Raw genomic sequence first — 17,578 nt, 5'->3', positions numbered from 1 at the left:
TTCCCATGCTTTCCATGAACTCATCGCTGCCCCGGATCCGCAAGCCGTTCTTTTTCGCCGGGGCAGCCTGCCTTGTGGCATCGATGGTGCTTGCCGCGCCGCTTCGTGACGATCTGACGGAAAAAGACCAAAGCCGCGTTCAGGCTGTCACCGCGCCGACGATGGATTTTACCATGCCGGAGCCCTTCGAGGCCATGTCCGGCGGGGCAACGACCAGCACCCATAAAGCCGATAGCGGCGCGTTTTCGCATCCATCCGCAACAATGCCGTTTGAGCGAAAACAGGATTTCAAGCTCGGCAATGCGCTGTTCCAGAAGCTCTGGGTGTCTTCCCCCTCCTCCACGCAAGCCTCAGACGGGTTGGGGCCGCTCTATAACGCCCGATCCTGCCAGGCCTGCCATGTGAAGGACGGCAGAGGCCGACCGCCACTTGCCGGCGAAGATGCCGTCTCCCTGTTTCTGCGGCTGGCCCGGCCTGCCCGCAACGAGGCGGAACGGGCAGCGATTGCGCGCCACGAGGTGTTGAATTTTCCCGACGAGACCTATGGCCGGCAGCTTCAGAACGTTGCCATTCCCGGCCTCGCCGCAGAGGGCAAACCTGTCATCACCTATATCGAAAAGCCCGTGCGGCTGGCCGACGGCGAGGTGGTGATGCTGCGCAAGCCAGACTATGCCGTGGCAGGCCTGCACTATGGCCCCCTGGGCGTCGATACGACTTTGTCGGCGCGGATTGCAATGCCAACCCTTGGGCTTGGGCTGATCGAGGCCATTGCCGATGCCGACATTCTGGCCGGCGCCGATCCGGATGACAAAAATGGCGACGGCATTTCCGGGCGCCCTGCTTTTGTACGGGATCACCGGACCGGCGAAGTGAAGCTCGGCCGATTTGGCTGGAAAGCCCAGAACGCCAGCGTCCGCGACCAGAGCGCCAGCGCCTTCTCCCACGATATCGGCATTTCCACGCCGGATGCACAAAACGCCTATGGTGATTGCACCGACGTTCAGAAAGACTGTCTTGCCATGCCGACCGGCGTGCAGCCACGGCTTGGGCCAGTGGAGGCGCCAGACCCCATTCTCGATCTCGTGACCTTTTACACCGAAAACCTTGCAGTGCCGCAGCGCCGCGATGTGGGTGATCCCACCGTGTTGCGGGGAAAGCAGCTTTTTTACGCATCCGGCTGCACATCCTGCCATACACCGAAATTTGTCACCCGCCGTGACGCTGCCGACCCCATGCAGTCTTTCCAGCTGATCTGGCCCTATTCGGATTTTCTGCTGCACGACATGGGAGAGGAGCTTGCCGACGGCCAGCAGGTGGGCGAAGCAAGCGGGCAGGAATGGCGAACCCAGCCGCTCTGGGGTATCGGTCTGACGCGAAGCGTGAATGGCAACGGCTTTTACCTGCATGACGGGCGGGCGCGCAGCCTGACAGAAGCGATATTATGGCACGGTGGCGAAGCGCAAAAAGCGCGCGATGCCTTTGCCGCCTTGCAAAAATCCGACCGGCAGGCTTTGCTGGCTTTTCTGGAGTCCCTTTGATGAAAAATGCCATGCGAAAAATACCCGGTCTCATCTCCGTGCTGCTGCTTTTGGGTATGCGGCCCGCAATGGCGCAGGATGTGGAGCTGATGCCGCCGCCACCGCTCGACCCCATACAGGTGCGGGGCGTGATGGAAAAAGCAGTGAACGGTTTCATACGTCCCGGCTATGACCACTTCCGGCAATCGGCAGAGAAGCTGGAAGGCAGCATGAAGGCGTTCTGCGCCGCCCCTTCCAAAACGACGGATGAGGCGGCCAAAGCGGCCTTTGCCGATACGGTCTCCAGCTGGTCAACCATCGAGATCGTTCGGGTCGGTCCGGTGATCGAGCACAACCGCTTCGAACGTGTGCTCTATTACCCAGACAAGAAGGGTCTTGGCCTGAAACAGGTACAGCGTTACCTTGCGGAAAAGGACGAAAGCGTCACCAGCGCCGAGAGCCTGAAGGGCAAGAGTGTCGCAGCGCAGGGCCTCGGCGCGCTGGAATTCGTGCTCTATGGCGCCGGAGCGGGTGACCTGTTCGACAAGAAGGGCTATTTCCGTTGCCGTTATGGCGCGGCGATTGCCGGCAACGTTGCCAATGTGGCGGCGGAGCTTTCCGACAGCTGGAACGCACCTGACGGCGCGCAGAAAAACTGGACGCAGCCCGGCGCGGATAATCCCGTCTTTCGCGATGAGCGTGAGGCGCTGGTTGCGCTGCTTGGCATTCTCGTACACGGCGCTGAAGCAATCCGCGACCAGCGCATTGAGACGTTCTACAAAGGGCCGGACAAGGCGAAGTTTCCCCGCACGGCGATCTACTGGCGGTCCGGCCTGACGTGGAAAAGCATTGCCGCAAACATCAAGGCCGTTCAGACCCTCCTGCACACGGCCGATATGGTCGAACTCGTGCCATCCGACCAGCGCTCCATCGTCAACTCCATCGATTTCATCGCCAAATCGATGATTCGCATTGCCGGAACGATTGATACCAACGTGGAACAGGCGCTTGATGACGACCAGCAACGCGCCAAGGTGGATTACCTGCTGCTGAACGGCAAAGACCTGATCTACCGCCTCAACGACCAGTATGGCGGCGCAATCGGTCTCAGCTCCGGCTTTTCCTTCGCCGACGGAGATTGAGGCGGTGATATCATGCAAAAAGCCGACGCTGATAGACAGGCGTAGCTTCATCAAGGCGGCGGGCATTCCGTTCCTAGCGACGCTCGCTCCCGGCTCGCTGCATGCGCTTGAACGCGCCGACGCTGTCTTCGCTTCCGCTTTTCGCGCTCATGACGGTTCCTACGGCATTGCGACTGTGAGCGAACGCGGCGAGATCATCGACCGTGTTGCGCTCCCGGCCCGCGCCCATGGAATGGCAACGAGCCATGCGACCGGCATGACAGTGGCCTTTGCGCGCCGGCCCGGCACCTTCTTCATGGCCTTTGACCCCGCGCGACGCCGCGAGCCTGTCGTGATGCACACGCCGGAAAACCGCCACTTCTACGGCCACGGACAATTTTCTCCCGACGGTGCGATCCTCTACGCCAGCGAAAACGACTTCGATGGCAATCGCGGTGTTATCGGGCTTTACGATGCGCGCAACGGATTTGCCCGCATCGGTGAATACGACGCCCACGGCATTGGCACCCATGACATGACCGTGAGCGACGATGGCAGGCTGATCGTGATCGCCAATGGCGGCATCGAGACCCACCCGGATTTCGGCCGAACCAAACTCAATGTCGACAGCATGCAGCCGTCGCTCGTGCTTCTGGACGCCGCCAGCGGCCAGTTGATCCAGAAACATACGATGCCAGACCAGTTGCGACAGCTTTCCACCCGCCATGTCGATCTCGGCGATGACGGGCGTGTCTGGTTCGCCTGCCAATATGGAGGACCGCGCAACGATCTTCCGCCGCTTGTTGGCCATTTCTCGAAGGGCGAGGACCTTGCCTTCGTCGATCTACCAGAGCAAACGACGGTGCGCCTTGCCAATTATGTCGGTGCCATCGCCGTCAACCGGCGCGATGGCCTGGTGGGCCTGACCTCACCCAATGGCAACGCGGCCGTGACGCTGGATGCGAAAACCGGGCGTGTTGTATCCGAGACGACCGTTCGTGAGGCTGCGGGCGTTGCCCCCGCCACAAAGGGCATTGCGGTTTCTTCCTACGACGGATTTTTCGAGGCTATTCGCAGCGACGTGGCGTGGGACCAGCATATCGTGCGTATTTCGGGCTAAAATACTGAAAATGCACCGGAACAAAAAAGACCAAAAAGCATTTGAGGCGTCATGAAAAACCTGTCCGTGTATATCATTTTCGTGGTTGTGGTTGTTGCGCTGGGTGCGCTCATCGGCATCAACAACGTGCCGGGCGAATGGTACCAGTCGCTTCAGAAGCCGCCATTCAACCCGCCCAACTGGATATTCGGCCCTGTTTGGACAACGCTCTACGTGATGATCGGCATTACAGGCGCGCGAACATGGATCGTGAGACCGGCGGGCACGCGCATGCGTCTCTGGTTCACGCAGCTGGTGCTGAATTTCCTGTGGTCGCCCATCTTTTTCGGCATGCAAAGCCCGACAGGCGCGCTCGTCATCATCGTGCCTATGCTGATCTGCATTCTGGCTTTCATTGCGCTCACCTACAGTCGCGACCGCATCTCCATGTGGCTTTTCGTGCCCTACGCCCTTTGGGTCGCCTTTGCCACGCTGCTGAATGCCAGCATCGCCGTGCTGAACTAATTGCTCCTGCGGCACTTGCCTTGCCCGCCGCCACACGCCATGTCAGTTTGCGGTGAGGAAAAAAGCAGGCAGGTAAGCCAATGGAGATCACGGATCCCGGCGATTTTCGTCAGCGGATAGAAAGAAGCTTTGCGCGGCAGGGTGTGGTGCAGGCAATCGGTGCGCAGATAAGCCGCATCGAACACCGTCTGGTGGAAATCGAGCTGCCGTTTCATGAAAAGCTGACACAGCAACACGGCATATTGCATGCCGGTGTCATTGCCGCGGGCCTGGATACCGCCTGCACCTATGCCGCCTATACGATCATAGAGCCGGAAGCCTCGCTGCTGACAATCGAGTTCAAGGTCAACCTCATGTCGCCCGGGCGCGGCGAGCGGTTCCTGTTTCGTGGCGAAATCATCAAGCCGGGCAACAACCTGATCGTTGCCGATGGCCGCGCTTACGCCCTTTCCGACGGGCCGGCGAAGCTCATCGCCTCCATGACAGGCACGATGATGGTGGTGAAGGGCCGCGAGGATATTACCGGATGAGCTACCGGCTTTTGCATGTTGCAGACAAATCCATACTTTTCGTGATGGCGGCTTCCGCCGAATACGGCCCCCACCTGCAGGCGCGCATCGCGCCCTTGATGACCGGCGTCGGCCCGGTCGAGGCAGCGATTTCGGTCACGGCAATTCTTGCCGGTCTCAATGCGGCGGACCATCTGCCTGATCTTGTCGTTTCGCTCGGCTCCGCCGGCTCGCGGACGCTCGACCAGACTGGCATCTATCAGGCGATTTCTGTTGCCTATCGCGACATGGATGCCTCAGCCTTCGGTTTTGAAAAGGGTCGCACGCCGTTTCTCGATCTGCCGGCCGAGGTGGCCTTGCCCCTGCGCATACCCGATATTGCCGAGGCGCGACTTTCCACGGGCGCCAACGTCGTCTCTGGTGCCACCTATGGGTCGATCGATGCCGATATGGTGGAAATGGAAACCTATGCCGTGCTCCGGGCCTGCCAGCGCTTCGGCGTGCCGCTCATCGGCCTGCGCGGTATTTCCGATGGCAGGGAAGATGTGAACCATGTGGACGACTGGACGGAATACTTGCATATCATCGATGAAAAGCTCGCAGACGCCGTTGACAGGCTTTGCCGCGCTATCGAAGATGGTGCGATCACCCTTTGAACCTCGCGATTTTAGTAAATTTCCGCTGTTAGATGCCCGCTTCCGGGTTGCCTAAAGCCGCCATTTTCTTTAAAGGCTCGCCATGACCCAGATAGCCCATCCCGACAGCATTCTCATCATCGATTTCGGCAGCCAGGTGACGCAGCTGATTGCGCGCCGCATTCGCGAAGCCGGGGTCTATTGCGAAATCCACCCGTTTCAGAATGCCGCAGAGGCGTTTGAGAAGCTCCAGCCCAAGGGCGTGATCTTCTCCGGCGGCCCCGCATCTGTCACGGCGGAAGGCAGCCCGCGTGCGCCGCAGGCGGTGTTCGACAGCAAGGTTCCGATCCTCGGCATCTGCTACGGCCAGCAGACGCTCTGCACCCAGCTCGGCGGCGTTGTCGAGGGCGGTCACGCGGCGGAATTCGGGCGCGCCGATATCGACATCAAAAAGGCAAGCCCTCTGTTCGACGGTTTCTGGGAACAGGGCAAGAGCTATCCCGTCTGGATGAGCCACGGCGACCGCGTGACGAAACTGCCGGAGGGTTTCGAGGTTATCGCAACCTCCGAGAACGCACCCTTCGCCATAGCTGCCGACGAGACACGCCACTATTACACCACCATGTTCCACCCGGAAGTGGTGCATACGCCAGATGGCGGCAAGCTGCTCTCCAACTTCGTGCACAAGATCGTCGGTCTCAAATCCGATTGGACGATGGCAGCCTATCGCGCCGAGATGATCCGCAAGATCCGCGATCAGGTCGGCACCGGGCGCGTGCTCTGCGCACTCTCCGGCGGCGTCGATTCCTCGGTTGCGGCGATCCTCATCCATGAGGCGATCGGTGACCAGCTGACCTGCGTTTACGTTGATCATGGCCTGATGCGGCTTGGCGAAAGCGAGCAGGTCGTCGGCATGTTCCGCGATCATTACAATATTCCGCTGGTACATGTGGATGCCGCAGACATGTTCCTGGGCCAGCTTTCTGGCGTCTCCGACCCGGAAGTGAAGCGCAAGACTATCGGCCGTTTGTTCATCGAGGTCTTCGAGGCGGAAGCTGCCAAGATCGCAGCAGACGGCAAGGGTGCTCCGAATTTCCTCGCGCAGGGCACGCTTTACCCTGACGTCATCGAGAGCGTTTCCTTCTCCGGCGGTCCTTCCGTCACCATCAAGAGCCACCACAATGTCGGTGGCCTTCCCGAGCGCATGAACATGCAGCTGGTGGAGCCGCTGCGCGAGCTCTTCAAGGACGAGGTGCGTGCGCTTGGCCGTGAACTTGGCCTGCCGGAAAGCTTCATCGGGCGCCATCCCTTCCCCGGCCCGGGTCTGGCGATCCGTTGCCCCGGTGCGGTCACCCGCGAGAAGCTCGATATTCTGCGCAAGGCAGATGCGATCTATCTCGACGAAATCCGCAAGGCGGGTCTTTACGACACCATCTGGCAGGCCTTCGCAGTGCTCCTGCCGGTGCAGACCGTGGGCGTCATGGGTGACTACCGCACCTATGACTTCGTCTGTGCGCTCCGCGCCGTGACCTCCGTGGATGGCATGACGGCGGATTTCTACCCCTACGACATGAATTTCCTCGGCCGCGCCGCGACCCGCATCATCAACGAAGTCCGCGGCATCAACCGTGTCGTCTATGACGTGACGAGCAAGCCGCCCGGCACGATCGAATGGGAGTAAAACGAAGGCGGAGCAATTCCGCCTTTTGTTCCTCTTTTGTTCTTTATTTTATCACCGCGCAATGATAGGTTTCCGGCCTTGGCATAAGGCTGTGGAGCATCGTCATGGAGTGCGAGTTGGCGGACGAAAGAGCCTTAAGGCAGCTTTGTTTTGATGGGCTGGAGCCGCAGAAAATACGGCGCATTAATCCGCGCTTTCGAAACAAGCTCCTGCTACTGCTGAAGCCACCACGGCAATTGGCGGAAAGAATTTTTGTCGATGCGTCGCATCATGCCAAGGGGCGGACAACCCGCGAGGCATATCCCGCCGAGCTTCTGCACATAACCCTGCTGTGTTTGGGATGTTTCGAGACAATCCCTCACGGACTGACAAGCAGGCTGAAGGCAGCAATGGGTGCTGTAAACGCGCGGCCTGTTCCGGTCACCCTGGACGCAAGCGCGCTTTTCGGCAGTCGCAATAGTCTGGTGCTGCGAAACGGTGGTGATCTGCCGGAGATCAACGCTCTGGTGAAGCTGCTGCAACGCGCGCTTCGACAGGCAAACCTTCCCTATATCGCGGCACCATCTTACACGCCGCATATCACGATGATTTATGGCTGCGGGAAGATAGAGCCGATGCCGGCAGGAAAACCCTATAGCTGGCTTGCGGGTAATTTCGAGCTTGTTTTCAGCCATAATGGCGAAACGCGACATGAATCCCTTGGACGCTTCGCACTCTCCGCAAAAGCAGATCGTTACGAGCCGCTCGAAAGCCAGCTGCATTTACCGGATAAACTGATCGGTCCGAGAAAACGGCCGAACCGAAAGCAGGCGGAACGCTAAGGCCCGCCAACATATACGCACGAGCGAGGCGATGTCGCCTCGCTGCAAACGATAATCAGCTTAGAGCTGAACCTTGTCGAAAGCCTTGCCGTCGATGCCAAGCGCTTCGAGGTCGGCGCGGGCCGGCTTGCGATGCGCGCGGACAGCGGCCGAAACCGAAAGTGCGGCACCGAGAACGGCGAAAGTTTCGCCAAAGAAGTTACGCGATGTCTTTGCAACCTGACGCATTTTTCTCTCCATCTTTGATGCCCAGATAATGGGCATTTTTGTCCTCTGCTACAACTCATGATGTAGCAGGGAAGCCATGCAGCTTTGCTCGCGCTCGTTTGGATGTCAGACACTGCATTTTTGCATGGCTCGAATTCCGTGCTTCAGGCTGCGGGTTGAATACGGCGCATTATTTGTTATGCCGGAAGTTCAAGACAAAGAGGCAGGCAACATGACGGTCACCATTTACGGCATCAAGAACTGCGACACGATGAAAAAGGCCAGAAGCTGGCTGGAAGCCAACGGTGTCGACTATTCTTTCCATGACTACAAGACGGCAGGTATCGACCAGGCCCATCTCGAAACATGGTGCGATGCCGCGGGCTGGGAAACGGTTCTGAACCGGGCCGGCACTACCTTCAAAAAACTGGACGATAGCCAGAAAGCCGATCTTACCCGCGAAAAGGCCATTGGCCTGATGCTGGAGCAGCCCTCCATGATCAAGCGACCGGTGCTGGAGGCCAAGGAGGCGATAACCGTCGGTTTCAAGCCGGAAACCTATCAGTCCCTCTTTGCGTGAGCGCAGGCCACCATGTCCAAGACAACCCGCGCTACGCAGATGCTGACCAAGGCCGGTGTGAACTTCACCACAGTTACCTATGACTACGACCCGAATGCCGACCGGATCGGCCTGCAGGCGGCCGAAGCTATCGGCGAACCGCCACATCTGGTTCTGAAAACATTGATGGCTGAGCTGGATGGCAAGCCGGTCTGCGTCGTCGTCCCGTCCGACCGGGAAGTGAGCATGAAGAAGCTCGCCGCCGCCTTCGGGGGGAAATCTGCCAGCATGATGAAGCCCGCCGATGCGGAGCGGGCAACCGGTTATCATGTGGGCGGCATCAGCCCTTTTGGACAGAAAAAACAGGTTCCGACCGCCATAGAGACTGGAGCCATGACCCATTCCTATGTCTACATGAATGGTGGCCAGCGCGGTTTGCAGGTAAGGCTTTCCCCCGGCGACGCGCAGGCCGCGCTGAAAGCCGTTGTCGCACCTTTGGTGGCCGATTGACGTCTCGACACAGCTTTGAAAGCATTTGGCTTTCGAAGCGAATGGGCTATGGTCGGCGCCTCCGATTGAAATATACGAAGGCAGATCATGACTGTTTCCCCCATCGATCCCGTCAAACTCGAGAAACTGGCTGAAGTCGCCGTCAAGGTCGGCCTGCAATTGCAGAAGGATCAGGATCTGGTGATCACCGCTCCGCTGGCGGCGTTGCCGCTGGTGCGGTTTTTGACCAAACACGCCTATCTTGCCGGCGGCGGGCTGGTCACCACCTTCTACTCCGACGAAGAAACCACGCTTTCCCGCTACCGCCACGCCAGTGACGCCAATTTCGACCGGGCTTCCGGCTGGCTCTATGACGGCATGGCCAAGGCCTATGCCAATGGCGCGGCGCGGCTTGCGATTGCCGGCGACAACCCCATGCTGCTGGCCGAACAGGATCCCGCCAAGGTGGCGCGCGCCAACAAGGCCAATTCCACGGCCTATAAGCCGGCGCTTGAGAAGATTTCCAACTTCGATATCAACTGGAACATCATCTCCTATCCAAACCCGTCCTGGGCAAAACAGGTCTTTCCCGGTTTGACGGAAGACGAAGCGGTTCGCAAGCTCGCGGACGCCATCTTCGCCGCTTCGCGTGTAGATCTCGCCGATCCGGTCGCGGCATGGGCGGAGCATAACGCCAATCTCGCCAAGCGTTCGGCATGGCTGAACGGTGAACGTTTCTCGTCGCTGCATTTCACCGGTCCCGGCACGGACGTGAAAATCGGCCTGGCGGACGGCCACGAATGGCATGGGGGCGCCTCCACCGCCAAGAACGGCGTCACCTGCAACCCGAACATTCCGACGGAAGAAGTGTTCACCACACCGCATGCGCTGCGCGTGGATGGTTACGTGTCCAGCACCAAGCCGCTTTCACATCAGGGAACGCTGATCGACGATATCCAGGTGAAGTTCGAAGGCGGCCGCATCGTGGAAGCCAAGGCTTCGAAGGGCGAAGCCGTGCTGAACAAGGTACTCGATACCGACGAGGGTGCGCGGCGTCTGGGTGAAGTGGCACTGGTGCCGCATTCCTCGCCGATTTCGGCAAGTGGCATCCTGTTCTACAACACGCTGTTCGACGAAAACGCTTCCTGCCACATTGCGCTCGGCCAATGCTATTCGAAATGCTTCGTTGATGGTGCTTCGTTGTCGCAGGACCAGATCAAGGCGCAAGGCGGCAATTCCAGCCTGATCCACATCGACTGGATGATCGGTTCCGATAAGGTGGATATCGATGGCGTGAAGCCGGATGGCTCCACAGTTCCGGTGATGCGCAAGGGCGAATGGGCCTGAGCTATTTCGGCAGCTGGCTCCGCTGACTGAGCCAGATGCTGAAAAGCACTGCAACGAAGCCGACGATTTGCGCTGGCGTGAGGCTTTGGCCGAGCGCCAGCCAGCCGAGCAGGGTCGCAACGACAGGGCTTAGGAAACCGAGCGAGGCTGCAGCCGAGGGTTCGATGCGGGCGAGACCCCGGAACCACAGAAAATAGGTCAAGGCGGCGCCAATAATGCCGAGATAGGCCATGCCGAGAATATTGGCCGCGGTAGGTGCAGGCAGGGCCGGTTCCAGGAAATATGCGACCGGCAGAAGCAGAATGCCTCCAGCCGTCAATTGCCAGGCCGTAAAGGTGAGGTTCGACACCGGCGGTCGCCATTTGCGGGTGAGCACGGTTCCAAAGGCCATGGATACGGCGCCTGCAAGACCCGCAGCCACGCCGACGGCATCCAACGCGGCAGCACCCGGCGCCAAAACCAGAAGTGCGACGCCTAACATACCCAGAAGACCAGCGACAATGGCCAGCGGCCGGACCGGCGCGGCGAGAAACAGCCGCGAAAGGCCGATCACGATCAGGGGTTGGATCGCACCCACAGTCGCGGCTACACCACCCGGCAGCCGGTAAGCCGAAACGAAAAGCATCGCCCAGAAAAACGAGAAATTCAGCGCACCTAGAATAAGGCTGCGTGGCCACCAGATGCCCTCCGGTAGTTTTCTGACGAGAAGCAACAGCAATATGCCGGCCGGCAAGGCGCGCAGCATCGCAACATGGAATGGATATCCATGCGGCAGGAATTCGGTGGTGACGAAGTAGGTCGTCCCCCAGATGGCGGGGGCAAGTGCCGTCACCAGCACATCGGCGGCATAGGTGGTGTTTTTCTTCATTTCAAGAATCTCTACATCAAGATAAATACAACTTAGCCAATTTTATCTTGACGTCAAGATATCAGTTGTTATACCTTGGTGATGAGCAAAGAACCGATTGATCACGTCGATCACATTCTGGCGCAATGGCGCAAGGAGAGGCCCGATCTTGATGTCGAGCCAATGGGGCTGCTTGGGCGCTTGAAACGGCTAACCACGCATCTCGGTCGCGAGGTGGAGGCGGTGCTGCTGAAACACGGCCTCTCCTCTTCCGCTTTTGATGTGCTGGCGACATTACGGCGCGCGGGCGCGCCCTACCGGCTTTCGCCCGGTGATCTGCTGGCCATGACAATGGTAAGCTCCGGCACGATGACCAACCGGATCGACCAGCTGGAAAAAGCGGGTCTGGTGGAGCGCATCCACAACCCGCAGGATCGGCGCAGCGTGTTGATATCATTGACGGAGCGGGGATTTGCCATTGTCGAGGACGCGGTCAGCGCCCATGTCGAGAACCAGCAACGGCTGGTCGCACAGCTCAGCGAAGAAGAACGCACGGCGCTGAACAAGCTTGTGAAGCGGTTTCTACAGGGGTTTGAAGCTTAGTTCCCTAAAAAGCGGACAGGAACCAGCAATCGCGCAGGTGATGGCGCTTGTTTTGGCGCTAAGAATCCTATAAGCAATTTTCCGTTAACCTGTCCTACAGGTTGGAGGAACGATTGTATAAGCCCATTTCGCAGGAAACCGATCTCGTCAGCAGCGCGATTGGCGCAATCACGCGCCACATTCGCGAAAACGAACTTGCCCCCGGAGCGAAGCTGCCCAGCGAGCTTTCGCTTTCGCAGCAGCTCGGTGTCTCGCGCACCGTGGTTCGCGAGGCTTTCCGGTCCTTGTCGGCCATGCGGCTGATCGATGTCAGCGTCGGCAAGCGCGCCACGGTGGCGACGCTGGATCATGGCGCGATGTCGCTGATGTTCGAACATGGCATTCACACCGAGCAGATCAACATCCAGCAGATTTACGACGTGCGCCGCACCATCGAAGTCAGAACCGTGACATTGGCGGCGCTGCGGCGAACGGATGCGGAGGCACTCACCATTCTCGACCACGCCAACAATATGGAGCGGGACTTCGGTAATAGTGACAGGGTCATGGAACACGACCTTGCCTTTCACCTTGCCGTTGCCAGAGCCTCCAAGAACCCGGTTTTCGAACTCATTCTCGGCGCCTTTCAGAATGTGACGCGCCAGACATGGCCGATCGGCTGGAAGAGCCGCAAATCCGACGCGCAGCGTCATGCCGCGACTGAACTTCATATGGCCATCGGACAGGCCATTGCCGCGGGCGACCCGCAAACGGCCTCGACACTTATGGCGCGGCATTTCGATGAAAGCGTGCATGCGCTTCTGGCCGCCGGCATCGCCTGATTTTTCAAACGCAGTTCCAGACCGAAAACTGCCTGCCTCTGGAGGAGACACTTCATGAAAATTACGAAACTCGAAACCGTCCGCGTGGCGGAACGGGCAAACCTGCTCTGGGTTCTGGTCCACACGGATGAGGGCATTACCGGACTTGGTGAAACCTTCTACGGCGCCGAGACGGTTGAAACCTATGTGCACGAATATATCGCACCCCGCGTGATCGGCCGCGATCCGCTGCAGATCGACCTTCTGGCACAGGACCTCGTCGGTTATCTCGGCTTCCGTTCATCGGGGGCGGAAGTACGCGGCAATTCGGCCTTCGATATCGCGCTTTGGGATATTTTCGGCAAGGCCACCAACCAGCCTATTGCGCAATTGCTTGGCGGCTTCAGCCGCAGGGAAATCCGCACCTACAATACCTGCGCGGGCACGGAATATATCAAGAAGGCGACCGGCCAGCAGACGGCCAATTACGGCCTGTCCGGCGGCAAGGATTATGACGATCTGAACGGCTTCCTGCACCGGGCGGACGAGCTTGCCCATTCGCTGCTGGAAGACGGCATCACGGCCATGAAGATCTGGCCTTTCGATGCGGCGGCGGAAAAGACGCGCGGCCAATATATCTCGATGCCTGACCTGAAAAGCGCGCTCGAGCCGTTCGAGAAAATTCGCAAGGCAGTCGGCGACAAGATGGATATCATGGTGGAGTTTCACTCCATGTGGCAGCTTCTGCCAGCCATGCAGATCGCCAAGGCGCTCACCCCTTACCAGACCTTCTGGCACGAAGATCCGATCAAGATGGACAGCCTTTCCAGCCTGACGCGTTATGCCGCCGTTTCACCCGCGCCGATTTCCGCATCGGAGACGCTCGGCTCGCGCTGGGCTTTCCGAGATCTTCTGGAAACTGGCGCTGCCGGCGTGGTGATGCTTGACATCAGCTGGTGTGGTGGACTTTCCGAAGCGCGCAAGATCGCTTCCATGGCCGAAGCCTGGCATCTGCCGGTTGCGCCGCATGATTGCACCGGCCCGGTGGTACTCTGCGCCTCCACGCATCTGTCGCTCAACGCACCGAACGCGCTGGTTCAGGAAAGCGTGCGCGCCTTCTACAAGACCTGGTACCGCGATCTCGTTACCGCATTGCCGGAAGTTAAAAACGGCATGATCACCGTGCCGCCGGGTGCCGGCCTTGGCATGGAGCTGCATCCCTATATTGAAAAGACCTTCACCGTCAGCCGTCGTTTTTCAGATGCGGCGTCGATCTGATCAGAACAGACTGCCCTGATTTCCCGGGTCGGAAGAGGCCGGTTTCACCGGCTTCTTTTTGGGAGCAGCAGGCGTGGGAACGTCAGATGATGGAGTAGCCTCGCCTGTCGTCAGGGCGGCCACGCGACCGTCGGCGAACTCCATTGACACCACAGCGCCGGACGCGATGGCAGCAGCCCGGGTCAGGGGCCGGTTCTCCTCGTCGCGGATGACAGCATAACCGCGGTTCAGCACATTCTTGTAGGACAGCGACTGCAGGATGCGGTCATGGGCGGCAAGGCCCGAGCGGTTCTGCGCCATGCGGTGAAGCACGGCGGTATCGGCACGTCGCGTTGCGGTGACGACCCGTTCCTTCTGCCGCTCCAACTGGCCGAGCAAGCGGGCGGGCAGCGAACGCAGCGCGGAATCGGTCGAGGAAATTCTCGACTGCGCCTGCAACAGGCGGCGCTCCACAAGCGCCTCGGCCCTCTGCATGCGTTCCGTAACACGCTGGCGATGCTGCCGCAGACCATTCAGCAGGATTTCCGGCCTCAGACCCGAAGCAGAGCGTTCGAACGCGCGGCGCTTGTTCAGCGTCGTCATTTCAAGCCCGCGACCCAAACCGCTTGCGGCCTCGTCGAAACGACGGCGCGGCAGAGCCAGAAGCTGGTCAAGCGATGGCAGCGCACGCACCAGAGCACGCACGCCCTGTCGGCGATTGTCCATTTGGCGTGATACCGAGCCGGAAAGGCGCGCTGCAAGTCCGGAGAGCTGCGCCTCCAGTTCCGCACGCACCGGCACGGCCATTTCGGCGGCACCCGTCGGTGTCGGTGCGCGCACGTCGGCGGCGTAGTCGATCAGGGTCGTATCCGTCTCATGCCCCACAGCGGAAATCAGCGGGATTTCGCTCTCGGCAGCGGCGCGCACGACGATTTCGTCGTTGAAGCTCCAGAGATCTTCCAGACTGCCGCCTCCACGGGCGACGATCAGCACGTCGGGGCGTGCAATCTCACCGCCGGGCTGAAGCGCATTGAAACCGCGAATGGCGTTCGCCACTTCCTCACCCGAGCCTTCCCCCTGCACCTTGACCGGCCAGACGACGACATGGACCGGAAAGCGATCCGAAATCCGGTGGAGAATATCGCGAATGACTGCGCCCGTGGGCGATGTGACAACACCGATGACACGCGGCATGAACGGCAGGCGGCGTTTGCGTTCCGCATCGAACAGCCCCTCCGCCGCCAGACGCCGGCGGCGGTCCTCCAGCAAAGCCATCAGCGCGCCCGCGCCGGCCGGCTCCAGGCTTTCTATGACGATCTGATATTTCGAGGAGCCGGGAAAGGTGGTGACCTTGCCGGTGGCGATGACCTCCATGCCCTCTTCCGGGCGGAACTTCAGCCGCGAGAAAGTACCCTTCCAGATAACCGCATCGATGCGGGCGCGATCGTCCTTCAGGGAGAAATAGGCGTGACCCGAAGAATGCGGACCCCGGTAGCCGGAAATCTCGCCGCGCACCCTCACCTGATCGAAAGCCGTCTCCACCGTTCGCTTGATGGAACCCGACAGTTCGGAAACCGAGAACTCGGCAAGATTGCTCAATGCGGCATTGGAGAAAATATCGCTCATGCCCGTTTGTAACCAAAACCCGTCGATTCGGAAATGCCGGTACTGGCCGGGTCTATTTTAACGGCGGTGAAACCATATCCTCAACTAACGAGTTAGGAAAATGGGTGAGGGAGGAGAAAACAAGGGTTCGTTAGGGAAGAGGACGCTACGTCTTATCCCAGACCCGGCAACCAAAGAGGAGGCGGCATTCATGATTTTTCTTACCGCCACATTGCTCGGCGTAACCGCAGTTGCGTTGCGTTCGGTATTCAGCATCATTTTCATCTGCCTGATGGTTATCGGCGCCTATGGTGTCGCACTGGCGATTTCTGCAACCGCCGTGCCGCTGATGTCGCTGCTCCTGGCGCTTGCGGGTTATAATTTCGGCGTTGTGAGTGTGGTCATCGGCCTTCTCGTGCTGCAACGTCCGCGCTCCACCCAGCCGACGCTTTAAAGCACACGGCCTTGCGGCTTCGCCACTTCGCCCTGACCGAGGTTTACGGACTGGCTGTAGACCTTTCCATCTCTTTTCTGCTGATTTTTTATATCGGCATCGACCCGCTTGCCGCCCGTCTTCCGGGCGCTTTGGCAGGGCTTGCGACGAGTTGGAGGCTAAACCATTCGAATGGCGATGGCCGCAATGAGCTGAACGGCTTTCTGTTGAACGCCGTCACGCTTATCTCCCGCATGGTTGGCGTCGGGCTGTTCGCCCTGCTGCAATGGCGCAATCCACTCGTGCAGCCGCTGGTCCCGCTTGCTTTTTCGGCACTCGCGGCATTGGTGCTGGCGCTTTACGGCTATAGGCGGCTTCAAAAGCAGCGTGCGGATCAGGATTAAACCGTCTCCCAACCGTCCTTTTCCGCCGCACGGTAGATGGCATCGATGAAAAGCTGGTTCTTCCTCGAGCTTTCCAGGGTGACGACCTCGCCCTCACCTTTCACCGCGCGGGCAAAGGCCTCCGCCTCCAGCTTGTACTGGCGACTATCCTGAAACCGGAAGACTTGCGACTGGTTATGGCCCTGGTTGGTCAACTCGATTTCCTCCGCGCCCCAGCGATTTGCATTGAAGGGAGATTTGATCTCGATGTACCCGTCCGTGCCATGGAAAACCATCAGCTGGCGGGCGGCAAGCTGGGTTGCCAGATAAAAGCTCAGTTCGAAGCCGCCGAAATCGGCCCTGACGCTGGAATAGATATCGGTGCCGAATTCCTTATCACGCTCGACGCTCGCCTGTACGCGCTTCGGCTCGGCACCCGTGGCAAAACGGGTGACGATGGTCGGGTAGACGCCGATATCCGGCAAGGCCCCGCCGCCCAGTTCGGGAATATTGCGCATATTGCCGGGATCGCGATTGAAGTAGCTGAAAGCGCCCTGCACATGCTTCAGCGTTCCGATTGCACCTGATGCCAGCAATTCCTTCACCTTGGCCCAAACAGGAGAATAGGTGACCATGAAAGCCTCCGACACGACGACGCCATTGTCATCCCGCGCCGCGATGATGGCGTCGATCTGTTCAGCCTTGAGTGCGATCGGCTTTTCACACAGCACGTGTTTGCCGGCATTGGCAGCTTTTATGGTCCATTCCACATGTTGCGAGGTGGGAAGCGGAATATAGACGGCATCGATCACATCGGATGCAAGCATTTCCTCATAGGAGCCGAAGGCATGCGGGACGGAAAAACGATCTGCAACCGCACGCGCCTTGGCATGATCGCGGCTGGCGATGGCGCTCACCACACAGTTCCGCGCATCCTGAATCGCCGGAATGACGTGATCCTGAGCGATTTTCGCCGTTGAAATTATTCCGAAGCGCAGCATCTCATTCTCCCACTCTGTAATTCCGGGAAACTTACCATTGTCGCGACGCCTGGCAAGTCGCACGAAACGTAACTGCAAACGCTATGGCTGGATTCGTCCTTCCTTTGTCGGTTTCCATGCTTTTATCCAGCCTTTCAAA

The 17,578-nt window shown here is 59.2% G+C and carries 20 protein-coding genes; 16 read left to right on the top strand and 4 right to left on the bottom strand.

The window, feature by feature from the left end; translation table 11 throughout:
• Positions 1-5: 5 nt before the first annotated feature.
• The 8 genes from GH784_RS02750 (at position 6) to GH784_RS02715 (ending at position 7,908) form a co-directional block, all read left to right on the top strand.
• A complete protein-coding gene (locus GH784_RS02750; protein ID WP_038489585.1) occupies positions 6-1,538 on the top strand; it encodes a di-heme oxidoreductase family protein in 1,533 nt (510 codons plus the stop codon).
• Positions 1,538-2,659: an imelysin family protein gene (locus tag GH784_RS02745; protein WP_065703708.1), complete on the top strand. Its 1,122-nt coding sequence runs from the start codon at positions 1,538-1,540 to the stop codon at positions 2,657-2,659. The genes GH784_RS02750 and GH784_RS02745 overlap by 1 nt, the downstream gene beginning before the upstream one ends.
• 4 nt (positions 2,660-2,663) lie before the next feature.
• The gene (locus GH784_RS02740; RefSeq protein WP_112493086.1) at positions 2,664-3,758 is read left to right on the top strand and encodes a DUF1513 domain-containing protein; all 1,095 of its coding nucleotides are present in this window, start codon (positions 2,664-2,666) and stop codon (positions 3,756-3,758) included.
• Positions 3,759-3,809: 51 nt separating this feature from the next.
• Positions 3,810-4,262: a TspO/MBR family protein gene (locus GH784_RS02735; protein ID WP_013635337.1), complete on the top strand. Its 453-nt coding sequence runs from the start codon at positions 3,810-3,812 to the stop codon at positions 4,260-4,262.
• Positions 4,263-4,342: 80 nt separating this feature from the next.
• Entirely contained in the window at positions 4,343-4,792 is a 450-nt protein-coding gene (locus tag GH784_RS02730; RefSeq protein ID WP_003514669.1) for a PaaI family thioesterase, read from the top strand.
• The gene (locus GH784_RS02725) at positions 4,789-5,427 is read left to right on the top strand and encodes a 5'-methylthioadenosine/S-adenosylhomocysteine nucleosidase (RefSeq protein WP_065703706.1); all 639 of its coding nucleotides are present in this window, start codon (positions 4,789-4,791) and stop codon (positions 5,425-5,427) included. The genes GH784_RS02730 and GH784_RS02725 overlap by 4 nt, the downstream gene beginning before the upstream one ends.
• 82 nt (positions 5,428-5,509) lie before the next feature.
• On the top strand, positions 5,510-7,087 hold the full coding sequence (gene guaA, locus GH784_RS02720) for a glutamine-hydrolyzing GMP synthase (RefSeq protein WP_003514664.1): 1,578 nt from the start codon (positions 5,510-5,512) through the stop codon (positions 7,085-7,087).
• A 104-nt stretch (positions 7,088-7,191) separates the two neighbouring features.
• Entirely contained in the window at positions 7,192-7,908 is a 717-nt protein-coding gene (locus GH784_RS02715; protein ID WP_065703704.1) for a 2'-5' RNA ligase family protein, read from the top strand.
• A gap of 60 nt (positions 7,909-7,968) precedes the next feature.
• On the opposite strand, the gene GH784_RS27085 is transcribed toward GH784_RS02715, so the two are convergent.
• The gene (locus GH784_RS27085) at positions 7,969-8,136 is read right to left on the bottom strand and encodes a hypothetical protein (RefSeq protein WP_003503889.1); all 168 of its coding nucleotides are present in this window, start codon (positions 8,134-8,136) and stop codon (positions 7,969-7,971) included.
• Positions 8,137-8,347: 211 nt separating this feature from the next.
• Here GH784_RS27085 and GH784_RS02705 point away from each other — a divergent pair, with 211 nt between their 5' ends.
• From GH784_RS02705 to GH784_RS02695, 3 genes are all read left to right on the top strand, one after another.
• Positions 8,348-8,695: an ArsC family reductase gene (locus GH784_RS02705; RefSeq protein WP_038492648.1), complete on the top strand. Its 348-nt coding sequence runs from the start codon at positions 8,348-8,350 to the stop codon at positions 8,693-8,695.
• 12 nt (positions 8,696-8,707) lie between these two features.
• Positions 8,708-9,184, top strand: coding sequence for a Cys-tRNA(Pro) deacylase (gene ybaK / locus GH784_RS02700; RefSeq protein WP_065688399.1), 477 nt, complete (start codon positions 8,708-8,710; stop codon positions 9,182-9,184).
• 87 nt (positions 9,185-9,271) lie between these two features.
• Complete coding sequence (locus GH784_RS02695) at positions 9,272-10,510, top strand: aminopeptidase (RefSeq protein ID WP_065703703.1); 1,239 nt, start codon at positions 9,272-9,274, stop codon at positions 10,508-10,510.
• A 1-nt stretch (position 10,511) separates the two neighbouring features.
• On the opposite strand, the gene pecM is transcribed toward GH784_RS02695, so the two are convergent.
• A complete protein-coding gene (pecM, locus tag GH784_RS02690; RefSeq protein ID WP_065703701.1) occupies positions 10,512-11,378 on the bottom strand; it encodes a 4-hydroxybenzaldehyde efflux transporter PecM in 867 nt (288 codons plus the stop codon).
• Positions 11,379-11,459: 81 nt separating this feature from the next.
• Here pecM and GH784_RS02685 point away from each other — a divergent pair, with 81 nt between their 5' ends.
• The 3 genes from GH784_RS02685 (at position 11,460) to GH784_RS02675 (ending at position 14,038) form a co-directional block, all read left to right on the top strand.
• Positions 11,460-11,960: a MarR family winged helix-turn-helix transcriptional regulator gene (locus GH784_RS02685; protein WP_013635330.1), complete on the top strand. Its 501-nt coding sequence runs from the start codon at positions 11,460-11,462 to the stop codon at positions 11,958-11,960.
• 113 nt (positions 11,961-12,073) lie between these two features.
• A complete protein-coding gene (locus tag GH784_RS02680) occupies positions 12,074-12,781 on the top strand; it encodes a FadR/GntR family transcriptional regulator (RefSeq protein ID WP_065703699.1) in 708 nt (235 codons plus the stop codon).
• 54 nt (positions 12,782-12,835) lie between these two features.
• The gene (locus GH784_RS02675) at positions 12,836-14,038 is read left to right on the top strand and encodes a mandelate racemase/muconate lactonizing enzyme family protein (protein WP_065703697.1); all 1,203 of its coding nucleotides are present in this window, start codon (positions 12,836-12,838) and stop codon (positions 14,036-14,038) included.
• Here the strand turns inward: GH784_RS02675 and xseA are convergent, their stop codons facing one another.
• Positions 14,039-15,643, bottom strand: a complete 1,605-nt coding sequence (gene xseA / locus GH784_RS02670; RefSeq protein ID WP_025592194.1) for an exodeoxyribonuclease VII large subunit — start codon at positions 15,641-15,643, stop codon at positions 14,039-14,041.
• A gap of 190 nt (positions 15,644-15,833) precedes the next feature.
• On the opposite strand from xseA, the gene GH784_RS02665 reads away from it, so the two are divergent.
• Entirely contained in the window at positions 15,834-16,076 is a 243-nt protein-coding gene (locus tag GH784_RS02665; RefSeq protein WP_038489554.1) for a hypothetical protein, read from the top strand.
• An 11-nt stretch (positions 16,077-16,087) separates the two neighbouring features.
• Positions 16,088-16,459 carry a hypothetical protein gene (locus GH784_RS02660; protein WP_013635327.1) on the top strand — a complete coding sequence of 124 codons (372 nt, stop codon included), beginning with the start codon at positions 16,088-16,090 and terminating at the stop codon, positions 16,457-16,459.
• Here GH784_RS02660 and GH784_RS02655 read toward each other — a convergent pair.
• Entirely contained in the window at positions 16,456-17,439 is a 984-nt protein-coding gene (locus GH784_RS02655) for a Gfo/Idh/MocA family protein (protein WP_065703695.1), read from the bottom strand. The two genes, GH784_RS02660 and GH784_RS02655, sit on opposite strands and share 4 nt — an antisense overlap.
• Positions 17,440-17,578 lie beyond the last annotated feature (139 nt).

This window comes from Agrobacterium tumefaciens, from assembly GCF_009649785.1.
Taxonomy (GTDB): domain Bacteria; phylum Pseudomonadota; class Alphaproteobacteria; order Rhizobiales; family Rhizobiaceae; genus Agrobacterium; species Agrobacterium tumefaciens.
The sequence above is the reverse complement of the archived record's forward strand: the minus strand, read 5'-3'. Positions and strand labels throughout refer to the sequence as shown.

Excerpts from the sequence above, each read along its gene's own strand:
- pecM (WP_065703701.1), bottom strand. The coding sequence starts at position 11,378 with ATGAAGAAAAACACCACCTATGCCGCCGATGTGCTGGTGACGGCACTT.
- GH784_RS02685 (WP_013635330.1), top strand. The coding sequence starts at position 11,460 with ATGAGCAAAGAACCGATTGATCACGTCGATCACATTCTGGCGCAATGG.
- xseA (WP_025592194.1), bottom strand. The coding sequence starts at position 15,643 with ATGAGCGATATTTTCTCCAATGCCGCATTGAGCAATCTTGCCGAGTTC.
- ybaK (WP_065688399.1), top strand. The coding sequence starts at position 8,708 with ATGTCCAAGACAACCCGCGCTACGCAGATGCTGACCAAGGCCGGTGTG.
- GH784_RS02655 (WP_065703695.1), bottom strand. The coding sequence starts at position 17,439 with ATGCTGCGCTTCGGAATAATTTCAACGGCGAAAATCGCTCAGGATCAC.
- guaA (WP_003514664.1), top strand. The coding sequence starts at position 5,510 with ATGACCCAGATAGCCCATCCCGACAGCATTCTCATCATCGATTTCGGC.
- GH784_RS02705 (WP_038492648.1), top strand. The coding sequence starts at position 8,348 with ATGACGGTCACCATTTACGGCATCAAGAACTGCGACACGATGAAAAAG.
- GH784_RS02745 (WP_065703708.1), top strand. The coding sequence starts at position 1,538 with ATGAAAAATGCCATGCGAAAAATACCCGGTCTCATCTCCGTGCTGCTG.
- GH784_RS02675 (WP_065703697.1), top strand. The coding sequence starts at position 12,836 with ATGAAAATTACGAAACTCGAAACCGTCCGCGTGGCGGAACGGGCAAAC.
- GH784_RS02695 (WP_065703703.1), top strand. The coding sequence starts at position 9,272 with ATGACTGTTTCCCCCATCGATCCCGTCAAACTCGAGAAACTGGCTGAA.
- GH784_RS02665 (WP_038489554.1), top strand. The coding sequence starts at position 15,834 with ATGATTTTTCTTACCGCCACATTGCTCGGCGTAACCGCAGTTGCGTTG.
- GH784_RS02735 (WP_013635337.1), top strand. The coding sequence starts at position 3,810 with ATGAAAAACCTGTCCGTGTATATCATTTTCGTGGTTGTGGTTGTTGCG.
- GH784_RS27085 (WP_003503889.1), bottom strand. The coding sequence starts at position 8,136 with ATGCGTCAGGTTGCAAAGACATCGCGTAACTTCTTTGGCGAAACTTTC.
- GH784_RS02725 (WP_065703706.1), top strand. The coding sequence starts at position 4,789 with ATGAGCTACCGGCTTTTGCATGTTGCAGACAAATCCATACTTTTCGTG.
- GH784_RS02750 (WP_038489585.1), top strand. The coding sequence starts at position 6 with ATGCTTTCCATGAACTCATCGCTGCCCCGGATCCGCAAGCCGTTCTTT.
- GH784_RS02715 (WP_065703704.1), top strand. The coding sequence starts at position 7,192 with ATGGAGTGCGAGTTGGCGGACGAAAGAGCCTTAAGGCAGCTTTGTTTT.
- GH784_RS02730 (WP_003514669.1), top strand. The coding sequence starts at position 4,343 with ATGGAGATCACGGATCCCGGCGATTTTCGTCAGCGGATAGAAAGAAGC.